The organism is Pantoea jilinensis (assembly GCF_019104105.1).
GTDB lineage: Bacteria > Pseudomonadota > Gammaproteobacteria > Enterobacterales > Enterobacteriaceae > Pantoea > Pantoea eucalypti.
The window spans coordinates 32,822-47,003 of the sequence record NZ_CP077748.1 but is presented as its reverse complement, the minus strand read 5'-3'; the positions used below and the strand labels follow the sequence as shown (position 1 = coordinate 47,003).

Annotated in this window: 18 protein-coding genes; 10 read left to right on the top strand and 8 right to left on the bottom strand. The window is 48.3% G+C overall.

Features of this window, described 5'->3' with window-relative positions:
- Positions 1-80 precede the first annotated feature (80 nt).
- Positions 81-377 carry a hypothetical protein gene (locus KTJ90_RS19680; protein WP_008924502.1) on the top strand — a complete coding sequence of 99 codons (297 nt, stop codon included), beginning with the start codon at positions 81-83 and terminating at the stop codon, positions 375-377.
- 209 nt (positions 378-586) lie between these two features.
- On the opposite strand, the gene KTJ90_RS19675 is transcribed toward KTJ90_RS19680, so the two are convergent.
- Both KTJ90_RS19675 and KTJ90_RS19670 read right to left on the bottom strand, forming a co-directional pair.
- A complete protein-coding gene (locus KTJ90_RS19675; RefSeq protein ID WP_499026955.1) occupies positions 587-1,168 on the bottom strand; it encodes a DUF6886 family protein in 582 nt (193 codons plus the stop codon).
- A gap of 371 nt (positions 1,169-1,539) precedes the next feature.
- Complete coding sequence (locus tag KTJ90_RS19670) at positions 1,540-2,454, bottom strand: alpha/beta hydrolase (protein ID WP_499026953.1); 915 nt, start codon at positions 2,452-2,454, stop codon at positions 1,540-1,542.
- A 256-nt stretch (positions 2,455-2,710) separates the two neighbouring features.
- Between KTJ90_RS19670 and KTJ90_RS19665 the strand changes: the two genes are divergently transcribed.
- Positions 2,711-3,199, top strand: a complete 489-nt coding sequence (locus tag KTJ90_RS19665; RefSeq protein WP_003854327.1) for a DinB family protein — start codon at positions 2,711-2,713, stop codon at positions 3,197-3,199.
- A gap of 294 nt (positions 3,200-3,493) precedes the next feature.
- Here KTJ90_RS19665 and KTJ90_RS19660 read toward each other — a convergent pair whose 3' ends face one another.
- On the bottom strand, positions 3,494-4,402 hold the full coding sequence (locus tag KTJ90_RS19660) for a LysR substrate-binding domain-containing protein (protein ID WP_003854328.1): 909 nt from the start codon (positions 4,400-4,402) through the stop codon (positions 3,494-3,496).
- 152 nt (positions 4,403-4,554) lie between these two features.
- On the opposite strand from KTJ90_RS19660, the gene KTJ90_RS19655 reads away from it, so the two are divergent.
- Genes KTJ90_RS19655 through KTJ90_RS19645 form a run of 3 tightly spaced genes read left to right on the top strand, consistent with a single transcriptional unit; the run spans position 4,555 to position 6,260 of the window.
- Entirely contained in the window at positions 4,555-5,088 is a 534-nt protein-coding gene (locus tag KTJ90_RS19655; protein ID WP_008924499.1) for a hypothetical protein, read from the top strand.
- Positions 5,089-5,092: 4 nt separating this feature from the next.
- Complete coding sequence (locus KTJ90_RS19650; protein WP_008924498.1) at positions 5,093-5,419, top strand: hypothetical protein; 327 nt, start codon at positions 5,093-5,095, stop codon at positions 5,417-5,419.
- 13 nt (positions 5,420-5,432) lie between these two features.
- A complete protein-coding gene (locus KTJ90_RS19645) occupies positions 5,433-6,260 on the top strand; it encodes an MBL fold metallo-hydrolase (protein ID WP_105099600.1) in 828 nt (275 codons plus the stop codon).
- A 210-nt stretch (positions 6,261-6,470) separates the two neighbouring features.
- Here the strand turns inward: KTJ90_RS19645 and KTJ90_RS19640 are convergent, their stop codons facing one another.
- From KTJ90_RS19640 to KTJ90_RS19625, 4 genes are read right to left on the bottom strand one after another with little or no spacing between them, the layout of a single operon-like run.
- A complete protein-coding gene (locus KTJ90_RS19640; RefSeq protein WP_003854336.1) occupies positions 6,471-7,322 on the bottom strand; it encodes a metal ABC transporter permease in 852 nt (283 codons plus the stop codon).
- Complete coding sequence (sitC, locus tag KTJ90_RS19635) at positions 7,322-8,182, bottom strand: iron/manganese ABC transporter permease subunit SitC (protein ID WP_003854338.1); 861 nt, start codon at positions 8,180-8,182, stop codon at positions 7,322-7,324. The genes KTJ90_RS19640 and sitC overlap by 1 nt, the downstream gene beginning before the upstream one ends.
- 2 nt (positions 8,183-8,184) lie before the next feature.
- A complete protein-coding gene (locus tag KTJ90_RS19630) occupies positions 8,185-9,000 on the bottom strand; it encodes a manganese/iron ABC transporter ATP-binding protein (RefSeq protein ID WP_008924494.1) in 816 nt (271 codons plus the stop codon).
- The gene (locus KTJ90_RS19625) at positions 8,997-9,911 is read right to left on the bottom strand and encodes a metal ABC transporter substrate-binding protein (protein ID WP_008924493.1); all 915 of its coding nucleotides are present in this window, start codon (positions 9,909-9,911) and stop codon (positions 8,997-8,999) included. The genes KTJ90_RS19630 and KTJ90_RS19625 overlap by 4 nt, the downstream gene beginning before the upstream one ends.
- A gap of 399 nt (positions 9,912-10,310) precedes the next feature.
- Here KTJ90_RS19625 and KTJ90_RS19620 point away from each other — a divergent pair, with 399 nt between their 5' ends.
- The 4 genes from KTJ90_RS19620 to KTJ90_RS19605 all read left to right on the top strand — a co-directional run bounded on the left by KTJ90_RS19620 (position 10,311) and on the right by KTJ90_RS19605 (position 12,054).
- Positions 10,311-10,649, top strand: coding sequence for a hypothetical protein (locus tag KTJ90_RS19620; protein WP_231001642.1), 339 nt, complete (start codon positions 10,311-10,313; stop codon positions 10,647-10,649).
- Between the two features lie 246 nt (positions 10,650-10,895).
- Positions 10,896-11,150, top strand: a complete 255-nt coding sequence (gene ycgZ / locus KTJ90_RS19615) for a regulatory protein YcgZ (protein ID WP_140034269.1) — start codon at positions 10,896-10,898, stop codon at positions 11,148-11,150.
- 195 nt (positions 11,151-11,345) lie between these two features.
- The gene (locus KTJ90_RS19610) at positions 11,346-11,639 is read left to right on the top strand and encodes a hypothetical protein (protein WP_003848275.1); all 294 of its coding nucleotides are present in this window, start codon (positions 11,346-11,348) and stop codon (positions 11,637-11,639) included.
- Positions 11,640-11,799: 160 nt separating this feature from the next.
- Positions 11,800-12,054, top strand: coding sequence for a biofilm/acid-resistance regulator YmgB/AriR (locus KTJ90_RS19605; RefSeq protein WP_003848273.1), 255 nt, complete (start codon positions 11,800-11,802; stop codon positions 12,052-12,054).
- Between the two features lie 472 nt (positions 12,055-12,526).
- Here the strand turns inward: KTJ90_RS19605 and KTJ90_RS19600 are convergent, their stop codons facing one another.
- Positions 12,527-12,721, bottom strand: a complete 195-nt coding sequence (locus tag KTJ90_RS19600) for a hypothetical protein (RefSeq protein WP_003848268.1) — start codon at positions 12,719-12,721, stop codon at positions 12,527-12,529.
- A gap of 403 nt (positions 12,722-13,124) precedes the next feature.
- On the opposite strand from KTJ90_RS19600, the gene KTJ90_RS19595 reads away from it, so the two are divergent.
- Positions 13,125-14,141 (top strand): LacI family DNA-binding transcriptional regulator, encoded by a 1,017-nt coding sequence (locus KTJ90_RS19595; RefSeq protein ID WP_008924491.1) that lies wholly within the window; start codon positions 13,125-13,127, stop codon positions 14,139-14,141.
- Positions 14,142-14,182: the final 41 nt, after the last annotated feature.

Here is a 14,182-nt window from a genome sequence, read left to right as displayed (position 1 = left end):
TCTTTTGCTAATTACTCAGCAACAGAGTTGGTATGCTTTGGCTTTCCTCTAAATGAAACTCTCACAGCGGGACGGATATCATGAAGCAGGTCAGAATCTATACACTCAAAGACAGACAGTCAGCAGAAATTTATTTTCACAGACACTGGCCCCGACACATGGTCTCTCTTCCGGCCTTTGGTATATATGTCAATCATGTTTATCTGGGGAAAGAATGTCAGGTCATTGCAACAGTGACGTATCAGGAAGGGGCCGAAATAGAAGCCTTAAATCAGAAATATATGACCAGCAAGGAGTTCATGTCTGACATGGACGGCTTTGATATGTCTTCAATCCTTCGCGTGGATGAAATCAGCATTAAAGAATCGCTTTTCTGACTTCGTAACGTTCTGAAGCAGCACGAGTGTTCCGGTCTCAGTCATTTAAATTAATACGCAGCCACCAACCAGCCCTTAAGGCGTGGCTCAGATACAAAGCATTTTACCGGTCCGCTTACGGTATCAAGCGGACTGACGTCAGGCTAACGTCTGCTATTAACGATGATCAGGCATCACCGATGTAAGGGCCTTACCTGTCGGTAACACGTTTATACAAAAATCTGGCGACCCGGCCTGGAATGCGTCCAGCCAGGCTTGCCCCAGTCTTGTGCGTTTCTCAATCTTATCCCACTGGCGTGAAGTGATGTCAGCCATACGCTTTTGAGTGGCGTTAGCCTTTCCATTACCCGAAGCGTTATATTGCGCAATGCAAGTTCAGTATCAAGGTTGGAAAACGCTTTCAAGTCAGTTGGGATAACATTATTTTGAGATACCCACATACCGACCTCTCCTGTTGGTTCAAAGCCATCTACTGGCAATTCATATCTGTAAATTTTCCCGCTTTGAAAACGTGATAGCCATGCATGTTCAATACAGGCAATCGCCGTAGCCTGGGAGTCACTGCCCATCCATTTTTCAATGTCCACTCTGCTTGTGTCAGGTCGTGGCCAGTAAATGATACGTGGGCACTCACGAGGAAAAAGATAAAGTAATTCATGCGCTTCATCCGTAGCCCATATCAGTGAGCCGTTTAACCACTCCAGCCCGGCAGGTCGATCAACATGAACCCTTAACTGGCGGGGTTTAAATATAGTAATATCAGAATTATCACTGAAATGAAAAAGACGCATTAAGACTCCGTTTAAAATGAATCGAGCACGCCAAACAACTAATATTGAATAAATAAAGTTTCGTCTTTATGAATGATTTCTTAAATTAATTTTTCAGGCAGGCAGATATTGATCATCTTTGAAACTGGATGTGTGAAGCGTCCATTTCTGGCACATAACTGCTGATGCAAAATGAGGTTTGTAAAAAAAATGCCCCTCTGTACATAAAGTCACCCTGGATGGGGGCTGGTCAGATGAGAATGAGCAGCACGTCAGGAGATTGTCATGTAAAAATTTCAAGGCGTCAGGAGAGACGATTATAGTTATCCGAGACGAGGAAAAACATGAGTTAGCCTCATGACGATCAGGCAATTCTGCCCTTTAAAAGATAACTACTCATGTTTGTAATCCGTCATTGAAGACAGCCGTCTGAAGTGTTCTCTCAGGATATCTGTTAACTCAAAAATACACTCGAGATGTGTGCTGCCCTCAACAATTCGCCTGGTTAAATGCGGATTGCCGCAGCTCCTGAAAAACTCATCCATTCTGCTTACATCAAACAGTTCGTCATGCTCAGCAAGCAGGATTGTTAGTGGAATCGAAATCGCTTTGAGTTGCCTTGCTGGATTACGAGGGGTAAGGGCATTAGCCATATTAACGCTATAAGTCTGAACGAAGTCCGGCCTCGAATTGATCACCTCACAGGGAAATTTAAGCCTTACTCCCGTAGAATGACCACAAAGAAAACCCCCACTCATTGCATTGATTATGAAGCTCCAACGGTTTATCGATGCAAAGGGAATGGAAGAATCCCGGTTCAGATTCGGGGGTAAAAAAGGGCCTAACGCTGGGGCTAGCAAAATCAGGCTTTCAACTTTCCGCGATAGAGAATATTGCGTAAAGTAGTTGATCAGCATGCCACCGCCACTGGAATGACCAAGCAAATGAACCCTGGCATCGCTAAAAGAAGCGCGAGCATAATCGATGACTTTATCAACATCCTGCCAGATTTGCTCAGGGCTTGAAGCATCCCCTCGGATTCCCGTTGAGCGACCGTGCCCACGGATATCAATGAGATAAACACAGACGGGTAGAGCGGAGCTCAACTGTCTTGCAAGAATGTCGTAACCAGCATCAGAGTTAACACCACCACCGTGATATACGATGAGAACCTCATCCACGATCGTTTTTGGCTCATATCTCCTTATATACAACCCATTGAGTTGTCTTTCGATGACTTTAGCAGGAGGAAGTAACTGAGCATTGAGCTGTTCAAAGCGCTCGATAAAACGGGTGAAATCAATCACGTTTGAATTCCTTATTAACAAGATTCACTGCCTGTGAAGTTCTAACATCAAGCATGCACATTGTACTGTATGTGAGGGAAAGCTTTTATCATAAGCGTTCTTTGACGCTCCCCTACTGAGACTCATGGAGCATTTCTGCGGACTGACGTCTGCGAGGAGCGAGCATTGTTTATACGTATGCCTTAGAATCAGAGGCTCGGCTACATTACGTGCATAATTGATATGCTATCGGAACAGGCAAATCACGGAAAAACTCATGGACAACACTTCGCTGGTTACACTCTTAAAATTTAAACGCTGGATTGATGCTGAAACGCTAAAGGTGATTAAAGGCATCAGTGAATCTGCCTATGCAGAAAAGCGTCATCTGATGCTTAGACTGATGAACCATATTTATGTGGTTGATATGATCTTTAGAGCAAATATTTCGGGGCATAAGCATGGCTACACTGCCCTCAACACCCCTGAAACACCCTCAGCAGATGAACTTGAAGTTAAAATGAACGACTGTATAAACTGGTATATCCAGCGCGTAAGTTCGATGTCTCCTGCCGATTTAAAAGAAACAATTAAGTTCAGCTTTGTCGATGGTAGTGAAGGAGAAATGACTGCTGCAGATATGATAAATCACATGCTCTTTCATGGTTCTTACCATCGCGGGGCGGTGGGCTGGTTAATTTCTGAGTGCAAGGGTACTCCGCCAAAAGATGTGCTGACAGTTTTCCTGAGAGATCATAATCACTGACAGATATTTTCTTCAGCTCTTTAACGATCTGGCGATTTCGATGGCCGCTTTGGCAGGAAGCCAGCCTTAATAACAATAATTTTTGGGTAAAGACGTTAGAAACAATGCTTAGAGTTTTCTCAACATTATGGCGGAATTGCCAGCATACAATCTGTTCAACAGCACAGACTTTATACCCACACTGCCTGTGCGAATCGCCGTCCCACAGCAAATGTTGATTATTAGATCGTTGATCTGGTACTCACATAACGTCTTCGCTGAGACCGGAGATCCAAACTGAGCGGGAAGCGGACATCACCAAATTTTTGTGTTACTTGTGTGCGTATTCATTTCAGCCAGCAACCAGCGCTCAAAACTGTTTAGAGCTGGCTCACTTATATGCGTGTCCGTGGGTTTTATTAAACAGAATCTTTTGCTCAGGCTATCTGATGCAGGCCACGGTGAAACAAGTGTGCCGCAACTTAATTCATTCTCAATATACATACGAGGAACTAATGCGACTCCCTGCCCCGCCATTACGGCCGCGATGGCCATTTCATGCAGATCGTACCGCGCCCCCTGCGCCGGGTTATCAAGCTCTATTCCACTCTCCTGCGCATAGCGATGCCATGCATCAGGATTCTGCCGCCGATGAATGCGCGGAAGTTTATTTAATTGCTGATTGACGTCATCATCAGTTAACAAAGCAGGATGGCAGACAGGCAGCAGATTTTCCTGAAACAGAAATTGCACACGCATACCTGCCCACGCGGAATGCTCAAAATGAATCACCGCATCATAACCACTGCCAGGCAAAATAAAAGGATCCGTTCTGGCGGCAATATTTAACGTTATTGCCGGAAACAATGCGTTGAAGCTGTTCAAACGGGGAATAAGCCAGCGGCTGGCAAAGGTCGGCAGGACGGCGATATCAAGGCTTTGACTGCCTTGTGGCAGGCCCAATATGTATTGCGTATCTCTTTCAAGGCGCTCAAGGATTTCACGCACGTGATGCGCGTAGCGCGCGCCGACCGGATTAAGTTTTACCCGGCTTCCCACACGGTCAAACAGTTTACAGTTCAGCAACGCTTCCAGGCGCGCAATCTGACGGCTAATCGCCCCTTCTGTTAAGGATAACTCTTCTGACGCCCGGGCAAAGTTTCCGTGTCGCGCTGCAGCATCAAAAGCCTGAAGCGACGCACTACTGGGTATTTTTCTGCGCATATAAAAGCTCTTTGCTCTTGCCTTTAGTGACTAAATATCACTGACACATGACATATTATCGATTTTAAGCGATTAAACCAGCTTGTAGCATGATGAAAAATCATTGAGCAAACCTGTTTGCTTGCGTTGATAACTCATGTGGAGATGGGCTGATGTTCTATACCGTAGAGTGTTCATATAACGATGCTGAAAGCGAGGCTGACTGGAATGCGTTTTACAGCCAACAAAAGTTACCCGCATTAATCTCTGTTACTGGCTTTACTACCTCTCAACGTTTTCGTGCTCTCAAATCTGGCTGCCCTGCTTATCTTGCTATTCACACCGTCAATGATGCGGAGGTGCTCAGCAGTGAGGAGTACCGTTTAAAAGGAGGCGGTAATTTCTCCCGCTGGCAGGCCTTCATTACTGACTGGCATCGTAACCTGTATGCCGGCGAAGGCCTGATCCCAGGGCTCTCTGCCGATGAGATTCTGCTTATCAGCACTAAGACAATTGACGTCCTGGAGACCGAACTGGGCTATCACGGACTTGAAATGGATGCGGTGGCGCTGGATAAATCACCTGTACATCGCGTTATCTATGCCCTGCCTTATGAAATTGCTTCGCCCTTCATGGATATGCCCGGAGTGTACCTCTACGAGTCCCTTATTCCGCAATTACAGAGCACTGAAAAAGGGATGCGATAACATCATGCCTAATCTGACTTTTTATTTTTCTGAAAACCACGCTGACCGGTTCAAAAATCTCTGCGATTTTACCGACGCATGCAGCGCCCTCTGCTGTGACATCCTCGGCGCAGACCGCGAAAATGTGCATATCATTTTTATTGATGTAAAACCGGGCTGTGGGCAGCCGGTATACGCCGAGCTCTTTTATCGGCTGACAACATTGAGAACCCCTGAAGTGATGGAGAATTTTATGCGAGAACTGGATGTTGTCACCCAACACACCTCTGGTCTGACGGCCCGAATACGCTGCTTTGGCTCACAAGCAGAACACCTTTTCGCCCGCAACTGACCCCGAGGTCGTGATGATCAATCCTTTTCCGTTCCGCCAGGTTGGCGATTTTCAGATAACCGCGCTAAGTGACGGCACGATAAATGCCAGTCTGGAGCTGCTATCAGGTATTGAAAACGCTGATGCGGGCGCTATTCAGTACCGTGCCGGAATCGATAAACCCGGTGATATCCATATTAACTGTTACCTTATTCGCGGCCGTGGACGGGTGATGCTGGTTGATGCTGGCCCCGGCGCGCCGGGACACCTTATGGCAAATCTTGCTGCATTGGGCGTCCGCCCTGATGACGTGGATACCGTTTTATTAACGCACTGCCATCCGGATCATATTGGAGGCCTGCTCGATGCTGAAAAAGAGCCGGTTTTTAAATGCGCTGAAATTATTCTGCACCCTCTCGAAGCGCAGTACTGGCGGGATGATAAAAAACGCGAAATGGCGAATGAGCGCGGGCAGCGTAATTTTTTGCTGGTACGGCAAACCTTAAATGTTTATGCCCCAAACATCCGCTTTTTCAACGGTGGGAAAATAGCTGAAGAGATTCTTCCAGTATTTTTACCAGGCCACACGCCTGGGCATACCGGTTTTCGCATCGATTCCGGGAATGAGAGATTATTAATATGGGGTGATATTGTCCACTACCCGCATATTCAGTCAGCACAACCGGCTGTTTCAATTTTATTCGACGTCGATCCTGCTCAGGCCGGGGAGACACGTAAAAAAATAATGGAACAAGCGGTCAGCGAGAAACTGCTCATTGCAGGCATGCATTTAAATCAGGCAGGATTTGCCCGTGTTCACAGGGATGGGAGTACATACCGCATCTTCTATTCCGATGAATAAGCAGATATGCCTGAGGAGCACACCCATGTTTGAGACCGTTCAATATCATCAATGTCCGCTTCTGGCACAGGGTAGGTCGCCCCCAAAAGTTTCTCCAAAATAAAAAGTGACCTTATTCACATAAAGTCACTTCAGATAGATTTTAGCCTGATGAGAACGGGAAGCCTGCACTCAAATCAGTGCCTTACTCCTTTCTTCGTGGTCAGCATCTTACCCAGCCCGGCCGCCTTCGCGAAGTGTAAGACGTGCCAGCTGCCGGGATTTTCGCCCCGCTACCACCATCGCCACAACAAACACCAGCGCAAACAACACAACGATGGTTGGCGCTGGGGCGCTGTCGATAAAGAACGAGAGGTAAACCCCACTCAGCGACACCAACACCGAAACCACGACCGCCACCAGTAACGCATGCGAAAAACGACGGGTGAGAAGCACCGCAATAGCGCCAGGTGCTATCAGCAGAGAAATTGACAGGATAATCCCCACCGCTTTCAGCGTCGCCACAATGGTCAATGAAACCATGCAGAGCAGCCCGTAATGCAGCCAGCGCGCCGGTAAGCCAGAGACCTGAGCCTGCTGCGGGTCGAAGCTGAACAACATGAAGTCACGCCACTTCACCGCAATCACCATTACGATGACCGCTGCGATAACAAATGTCTGAAAAATATCTGCGCCAGTAATGCCCAGCATGTCACCAAACAGAATGTGATCGAGATGCACTTCAGGTTTCACGGCGATATACAGGATCAGCCCCACGGCGAACATGCCAGAAAAGACGATGCCCAGCACCGTATCCTGTTTGATGCGGCTGTTGTCCTGCAAAAAACCACTGGCAACAGCGCAGAAGAGACCCGCGACGAACGCGCCCACCCCCAGCGGCAGCCCCACCATCCAGGCGAGCACAATGCCGGGAAACACCGCATGGCTCATGGCATCGCCCATCAACGCCCAGCCTTTCAGCACCAGAAATACTGACAGCAACGAACAGGGGATGGCTACCACCAGCGCGATGAGTAACGCACTGTTCATAAAAGCGAACTGGAAAGGTTCTAAAATCCACATCAGCCAGGCTCCTTATCAGGTTGCTGGCAACTGCGACGCCGGTTAGCCAGCAAGCCATGTTTCGGCGCAAACACAAACGCCAGCAGGAACAGCAACGTCTGCGCCACCACAATGATGCCGCCCGTTGCGCCATCTAAGTAGTAACTCACCCAGGCACCGAGGAAACTGGTGATGCTGCCAATCGCGACGGCAATCATCAGCAGACGCGGAAAGCGATCGGTGAGCAGCCACGCCGTTGCGCCCGGTGTTACCACCAGACAGATCACCAGGAACGCGCCGACCGTTTGCAGCGCCGCCACGGTTGAGACTGCCAGCAGCGTAAAAAACAGAACTTTCAGGCGTTCAGGCCGTAATCCGATGGCGCGTGCATGATTTTCATCAAAAAAGGTGACCATCAGGTCTTTCCACTTAAACAGCAGTATGATGATCGACAGTCCGCCAATCAGCGCCAGCTGAAGAATATCCGCGGGCGCAATCGCCAGAATATTGCCCAGCACAATTGTCTGAATGTTCACGGCTGTCGGATTGAGCGACACCATAAACAGCCCGAGACCAAAGAATGAAGAGAAGATGAGACCGATGATCGCATCTTCTTTTAATCGGGTGCGCTGATTAAGCAGCAGCATGCTGCCCGCCGCCAGACCACCTGAGAGAAATGCCCCCAGCGCAAACGGCAGCCCCAGCATGTAAGCGCCTGCAACACCCGGCACGATAGAGTGAGAAAGGGCATCACCAATCAGCGACCAGCCTTTCAGCATGAGGTAGCAGGAGAGAAATGCGCAGAGTCCGCCAACCATAGCGGAGACCCACATCGCGTTGAGCATGTAGTGATAGCCAAAAGGCTCCAGTAGCAGTTCCATGGTCAGTTCCCATCTTCACGTGTCGTGCGAGGCGCAATAAAAGGCCGTTCGTCATCAGTGATGATCTGATCGTCCAGCCCTTTCACCATGACATGACGCAGTACGCCGCTGAATGCGCGCTCAAGGTTTGCGGCAGTAAAGGTGGTCCGGGTCGGGCCGCTGGCCAGAACAGTGCCTTTAACCATGACGGTGTAATCGCAGAACTCGGTAACGGACCCCAGATTATGTGTGGAAACCAGCATGGTCTTGCCTTCATCGCGCAACTCACCCAGCAGACTGATGATTCTGGCCTCTGTCTGAACGTCCACGCCGGTAAACGGCTCATCCAGCAGGATAACGCTGCCCTGCTGGGCAATGGCGCGTGCCAGGAATACCCTTTTCTTTTGCCCGCCAGAAAGCTCACCGATCTGACGATGGCGGTAGTCAAGCATATCGACCCGCGCCAGCGCCTCGCTGACAATCTGCTGGTCGTGCGGTTTAGGCCGGCGTAGCAGGCCCATATGACCGTAGCGCCCCATCATGACGACATCCTCAACCAGCACCGGAAAAGACCAATCCACGTCTTCCGACTGTGGCACATAGGCTACAAGACTTTTGCGCAGTGCCTGGCGCGTCGGCATACCCAGCACCGAGATGCTGCCGCTGGCAAGCCGGACAAAACCCATCAGCGCTTTAAACAACGTTGACTTACCTGAGCCATTCACGCCTACCAATGCCGCAATCGATCCGCCGGGTACGCGGAAACTGGCGCCATGCAATGCGGTGTGACCGTTACGATAGGTCACGGTGACATCAGAAACCACGATGGTATCGGTCATTTTGCTCTCTCCCCCGCTTTAATGCCCTTGACCAGTGTCTCTGTGGTGACGCTAAGCAGATCAAGATAAGTCGGCACCGGTCCCTGAGCGGTGCTCAGTGAGTCAACGTAGAGCACGCCACCGTAATACGCACCGGTTTCCCTGGCGACCTGTCGGGCGGGCTTATCCGATACCGTGCTTTCGCTGAACACCGCCGGAATTGCATTTTTTTTCACCTGATCAATGACGTTTCTTACCTGTTGCGGCGTGCCTTGCTGGTCAGCATTAACAGGCCAGAGATAGAGTTCTTTCATACCCAGATCACGTGCCAGATAGGAAAAAGCGCCTTCGCTGGTGACCATCCAGCGCTTATCCGCTGGAATCCCGGCAATCTGTTGCCGTAATGGATCCAGCGCTGCGGTGATTTTTTGCTTATAGGCTGCTGCGTTCTGACGATAGATATCCCCATTAGCGGGGTCATATTTCATCAGTGCGTCGCGAATGTTATCGACATAGATCAGTGCATTGTCCGGGGACATCCACGCGTGAGGATTTGGTTTTCCGTTGTAGGGCCCCTCGCTAATTCCCATTGGTTTTACACCAGCAGAGACCACGACTTCCGGAACACCATCCAGATGCTGGTAGAAGCGCTGAAACCAGCGTTCGAGATTCAGCCCATTTGCCATGATGAGCTGCGCACCCTGGGCACGCTTAATATCGCCGGGCGTAGGCTGATATTCATGTATCTCAGCACCCGGTTTAGTAATGGAAGTGACTTCAGCAGCCTCGCCCGCCACGTTTTTCGCCATGTCAGCAATGACCGTAAACGTTGTCACAACCTTAAATTTTTCTGCTGCATTACAACTGGCAGCCGTCACCAGAGTCAGCAAAGCACTCAGTAACAAGGTGGCTATTGGTTTTATTGTCGTCATCAGAGCGGTCTCCAGAGTTGATTAAGAAAAGAGCATAATTAGCATAGGCTATTCTTTATAGCACAGGCTATACCGTTGATGTAGCGCGTGGATGTGAAGTTTCTTCAGTTGTGAAGCCTGAATGTCAATTTCTGTAAGAAGTTGCTTTATTTTATTGATATACAATAATTTTTTTATTTCATGAACGCGTGCACAGTGAATTTATCTGGCGACTCTCTGCTTTTTCACGCCAGCAAAAATAAATGCAGAAGCGATTAACGTGTCAGGATAAAAGCAATCACCCTGCGCATTTAACAGAGGCAGGTGTATTAGCGAATTGCACAGGCATGACACATGCAACCCTCAACGATTAAAATAATATTATTGATAGGTAGAATTGATTAAGTTACGTGAATTTTTTTGCTACAGTTAATGTTACTCACCGCAATCACACAGGAGGATATTTTGTATTTTTCCAGCGACGAAAAAGCGAATGTCATCATTGGCGAAGCTGCAATGAACCTGTTTAATGCCGGTCAGGAAGTGAACGTTGAACTTTTGATTAATGAGCTAAAAGTGATGGCTGGATCTGAAGTTAATGATAATCGTCTTGAGCAGATACAGCATGCGCGTCAATGGCTGATGGGGTTCAAAACTATCGGTTCCCGCAGCACCAGCCCCGCGAACTGGTTATCAACAACATTTGGTAAAGAACCTGCTGACCCGCTCTCCGCGGATGACATTTTCCTGAAGCATTAACCTTACCCACGCCTGTTTACCGACCTGCCTGTACAGGTCGGAGCACTTTAGCAGTGAAAATCGTACAGGTATTTGGTACAATTTTCCCCTCACCACACACTCTCTTAACTTATTGATTTAAATCAATTAGCACTTTTTGCACAAAAAAACTAACCTCAAAAACCCAAAATTCTGTACAAGAATTCTAAAGATGTATAATTTGCACAACCTGTGTGCGATACATTTTAACCACCTGAGGACACCCACATGCGCCAGAACGGACAAGCCCCTGAAGCAATTGAAGCAATTAGCGATATTGCCCATTACTTCAATCAGGCTAACTCCCCTTCGCAACAGGAGACGCTGGGCTCAGTTGTTGTGGAAATTCTGCGTGCAGGGCATAGCCTGAGTCGTAAAGCGATTTGCAGTAAACTGTTGCGACGCCTTGAACTTGCCCCAACACCTGAAGAAGAGCGTCATCTGCACGAGCTCATTGCATTGCTTTTCCGTCGTGAAAGCTAATGCAAACACGGATTGATAGTCGCCAGTGATAGTCATTACAGTTTTTCAGGATGCCCGATTTAGTCACGCCGCCAGGATGGTTTACCCTAGTTAAAAAGCCCAGTACTGCCTTCCCGTATCAGGTGCATCTCTTCGCACCTGCAGAGAGATACGGACCCGCAGCATGGCCATTGATTCGCAATCAGAGAAGCCAGTATGTACAGAAGTGAAGATGAGAAACTGACAGATGTCATGATAGGTGAAGCCGTCCTGACATTACTCAAGTCAGACAAATCGGTATCCAGTAATGCCCTGATAGAACAGCTTGAACTCATGGCTGCGGATGCTGATGACAATGAAAAAGTGACCGTTATTCGCAAAGCCATCACTGAAGTCCGTAATGGCATGGTTGCTGCGCGCAAACGCGTTAAGGGTGACAGCGCTGAGCGTGATAATAAGTCACATCGCATGAACAGCGATGGCCCGCCCGATGGTTCGAAAAAACACTGATTGAAGGGTTAGATACCTGAATTACGCGGCTAGTTTAACCGAAGCGGCAGCCTGAAAAAGAAATGTTTTACGGCTGGTTGGGCAAAACGAAAACAGCGTCTACACTCGTTTTGACTATTCACATTGCTTCTGACTAATTTTCTTCAGAGAATGAAAAATCATGCAACACTCTTCATCAGATTCAACCATCATTGATTATTTTCGTAGCGAAGGCGATTTACTTGCTCCCGAAACAGAACTGCTGGGCGGTGTCATTCGTGACATTGTGGCCGACCAGGGGCGCGTAACGAATAAAGCGATTATCCTTTATTTGATTGCTGAACTTGAATGCACCTCCGATGTGGTCAGAATGGATGTGCTGCGTAAAACGCTGGAAATCGTTGTTGGCCGAACACCTGACGATACCGGCTTCTGATTCTCTGACCTGCGGTAACGCAGGTCAGGTTAACTGCTTGTCGAACCGCTAATTCTCATTCATTTCCCTGCGTCATTCTCCTTCTCCCTTCTCACGATTTTATTTCCCATAATCGATCTGTAAAAAGAGTGCGTCCAGTGATGTTGCAGGAACTTCATATTAATGATTACCGTTAAACCTATTTCCTGACGAAAATAAGCATTCCGAAAATAATAACGATAACAGAGCAGATTACCGCTTCAGTAATTAAACCCTTGCCATTTTCTCTGGCCAGCAATCTCAATAGCCTTTTTGATTTATATTTTTCAGAAGGTGAGAAAGCGTTTTATATGATCCTGAAGATCAAAACCAGGGGCAGCCATAATCATCAGAAAACGGATTTCGGGCACCTTATTCTCGCTGAAGTGAATCGATGCCGGTGAATGAACAGGACAGGCGTCAGGGATGGCGCCAAAAACCGGCGCCATCAACCTCAATGCATCTTGCGGGTGAAAAAGGCTATCGCTTCCTGACACAGTGATTTAAGCCTGCTGTCACGGGTTTCTTCGCTCAGTCTGAACAGAGCGTCCGTAATATCGTGAAAATGAACTGGCTCTCCCGCCTTGATCAAATCACTAACTACCGCGCCAACCAGCGCACGGATTTCATTATCGTTGTCGTACTTCACACGACCTCCCGACGGTGTATGCATATACAGTCTATCACTAGCAGGAGGTAAAAAACAAAAAAGTGGTTTTTGTAAAAATATAAGCGAAGCGGCAAAGAGGTTACTATTTATACACTCACGGGATATTATCTTGCTTTATATTTGCCCGCTGTAACCCTTAACTTATAAATTGCTAAAATGGGGTTATGATCGCCGTAATCTAATTTCACTGTGACTGACCTTAACCAAAGCGCCCTATCCCGAAAACAGAATCCTGGCAGAATCTGATTATAAAAAATGTTCTCTCGAATCGCCGCAGGCTTGAGGGTCTGGAATATCCTGAACTGCGATTGTCAAATCACCATCCGAAAACAGCCCGCAGTGTGATAAAACTACTTTCATTCGCCGGCATCCCGAGTAGCACATGGCTAAATTTACCCTGAAACAGATTGCTGCCCAGTCGGGACTTAGCCTCGCAACTCTTGACCGTGCTCTCCATCAGCGCGGTAACGTTCATGCCCGAACGCTGCACCGAATTCAACAGGCAATAGCGGACCTGGAGTTGATGCAAAAGGCGGGGCTGGCAAAAGGCAGAACACTCTTTTTCGACGTGATCATGCATACGCCTGATCGCTTTCAGCCATTGATACGAGAAGCGCTCAGCAGTCAGATCGCCAGCTTTGCTGCCTTTAAAATTCAGCTGCGCTTCCACTTTGGTGCGAATCTTACGGCACAAGCGATTAACGCGCTGCTAAATAAAAAAGCGCTTTACAGCCACGGTGTCATTCTGAAAGCGGCCTGCTCTGGCGAGCTTAATCCCACTATTGAATTGATGCTGAAGCAGCGTATTCCGGTAGTCACCATGATGAGTGACTTACCCGACAGCGCGCGTCTGCGTTACATCGGCATGGACAACTTTGATGCTGGCAAGGTGGCAGCTTTTCTGATGTCAAAATGGTTGCGAGTCAGTCGCTCGCATATCGTGGCAGTGACCGGTAGTCACGATTTCATTGGTGAACAGGAAAGAATTCTGGGTTTTCAGCGAGCGATGCAACAGTTTGCGCCTCAGCATCAGGTGAGCGTGCTGGCTGGCGGGTATGGTATTGATGACAGGATGCATCAGTCAGTAACGGCGTTTTTGCGGAGCCATGCGGACGCGGATGCCGTTTACACCGTGGGCGGCGGCAATCCCGGCATACTGCGCGCGTTTGAAGAACAGAAGCGCCCTGTAAATGCGTTTATCGGTCACGATCTCGATCAGGAAAATTGCGACCTGCTTCAGGCAGGTAAAATTGATGCGCTGATTGAGCATAATTTACAGCTCGATGCGCTGCACGCCTTCCGAACCCTGCTGGCCTTTCATGGCTTTATACCCGAAACCGAACCGCCTGCACCCTACTCAAAAATCAATATTATCACCCGATATAACATGACAACCTGACATCTGCTCTGGCTATTAATAACGTCTGCTTATAGCCACAT

What these genes read in the sequence shown, in the direction of transcription:
- KTJ90_RS19665 (WP_003854327.1), top strand. Translation starts at nt 2,711, where the DNA reads ATGGACAACACTTCGCTGGTTACACTCTTAAAATTTAAACGCTGGATT.
- KTJ90_RS19660 (WP_003854328.1), bottom strand. Translation starts at nt 4,402, where the DNA reads ATGCGCAGAAAAATACCCAGTAGTGCGTCGCTTCAGGCTTTTGATGCT.
- KTJ90_RS19605 (WP_003848273.1), top strand. Translation starts at nt 11,800, where the DNA reads ATGCAACACTCTTCATCAGATTCAACCATCATTGATTATTTTCGTAGC.
- KTJ90_RS19680 (WP_008924502.1), top strand. Translation starts at nt 81, where the DNA reads ATGAAGCAGGTCAGAATCTATACACTCAAAGACAGACAGTCAGCAGAA.
- KTJ90_RS19675 (WP_499026955.1), bottom strand. Translation starts at nt 1,168, where the DNA reads ATGCGTCTTTTTCATTTCAGTGATAATTCTGATATTACTATATTTAAA.
- KTJ90_RS19650 (WP_008924498.1), top strand. Translation starts at nt 5,093, where the DNA reads ATGCCTAATCTGACTTTTTATTTTTCTGAAAACCACGCTGACCGGTTC.
- KTJ90_RS19625 (WP_008924493.1), bottom strand. Translation starts at nt 9,911, where the DNA reads ATGACGACAATAAAACCAATAGCCACCTTGTTACTGAGTGCTTTGCTG.
- KTJ90_RS19595 (WP_008924491.1), top strand. Translation starts at nt 13,125, where the DNA reads ATGGCTAAATTTACCCTGAAACAGATTGCTGCCCAGTCGGGACTTAGC.
- KTJ90_RS19645 (WP_105099600.1), top strand. Translation starts at nt 5,433, where the DNA reads ATGATCAATCCTTTTCCGTTCCGCCAGGTTGGCGATTTTCAGATAACC.
- sitC (WP_003854338.1), bottom strand. Translation starts at nt 8,182, where the DNA reads ATGGAACTGCTACTGGAGCCTTTTGGCTATCACTACATGCTCAACGCG.
- ycgZ (WP_140034269.1), top strand. Translation starts at nt 10,896, where the DNA reads ATGCGCCAGAACGGACAAGCCCCTGAAGCAATTGAAGCAATTAGCGAT.
- KTJ90_RS19655 (WP_008924499.1), top strand. Translation starts at nt 4,555, where the DNA reads ATGTTCTATACCGTAGAGTGTTCATATAACGATGCTGAAAGCGAGGCT.
- KTJ90_RS19630 (WP_008924494.1), bottom strand. Translation starts at nt 9,000, where the DNA reads ATGACCGATACCATCGTGGTTTCTGATGTCACCGTGACCTATCGTAAC.
- KTJ90_RS19640 (WP_003854336.1), bottom strand. Translation starts at nt 7,322, where the DNA reads ATGTGGATTTTAGAACCTTTCCAGTTCGCTTTTATGAACAGTGCGTTA.
- KTJ90_RS19610 (WP_003848275.1), top strand. Translation starts at nt 11,346, where the DNA reads ATGTACAGAAGTGAAGATGAGAAACTGACAGATGTCATGATAGGTGAA.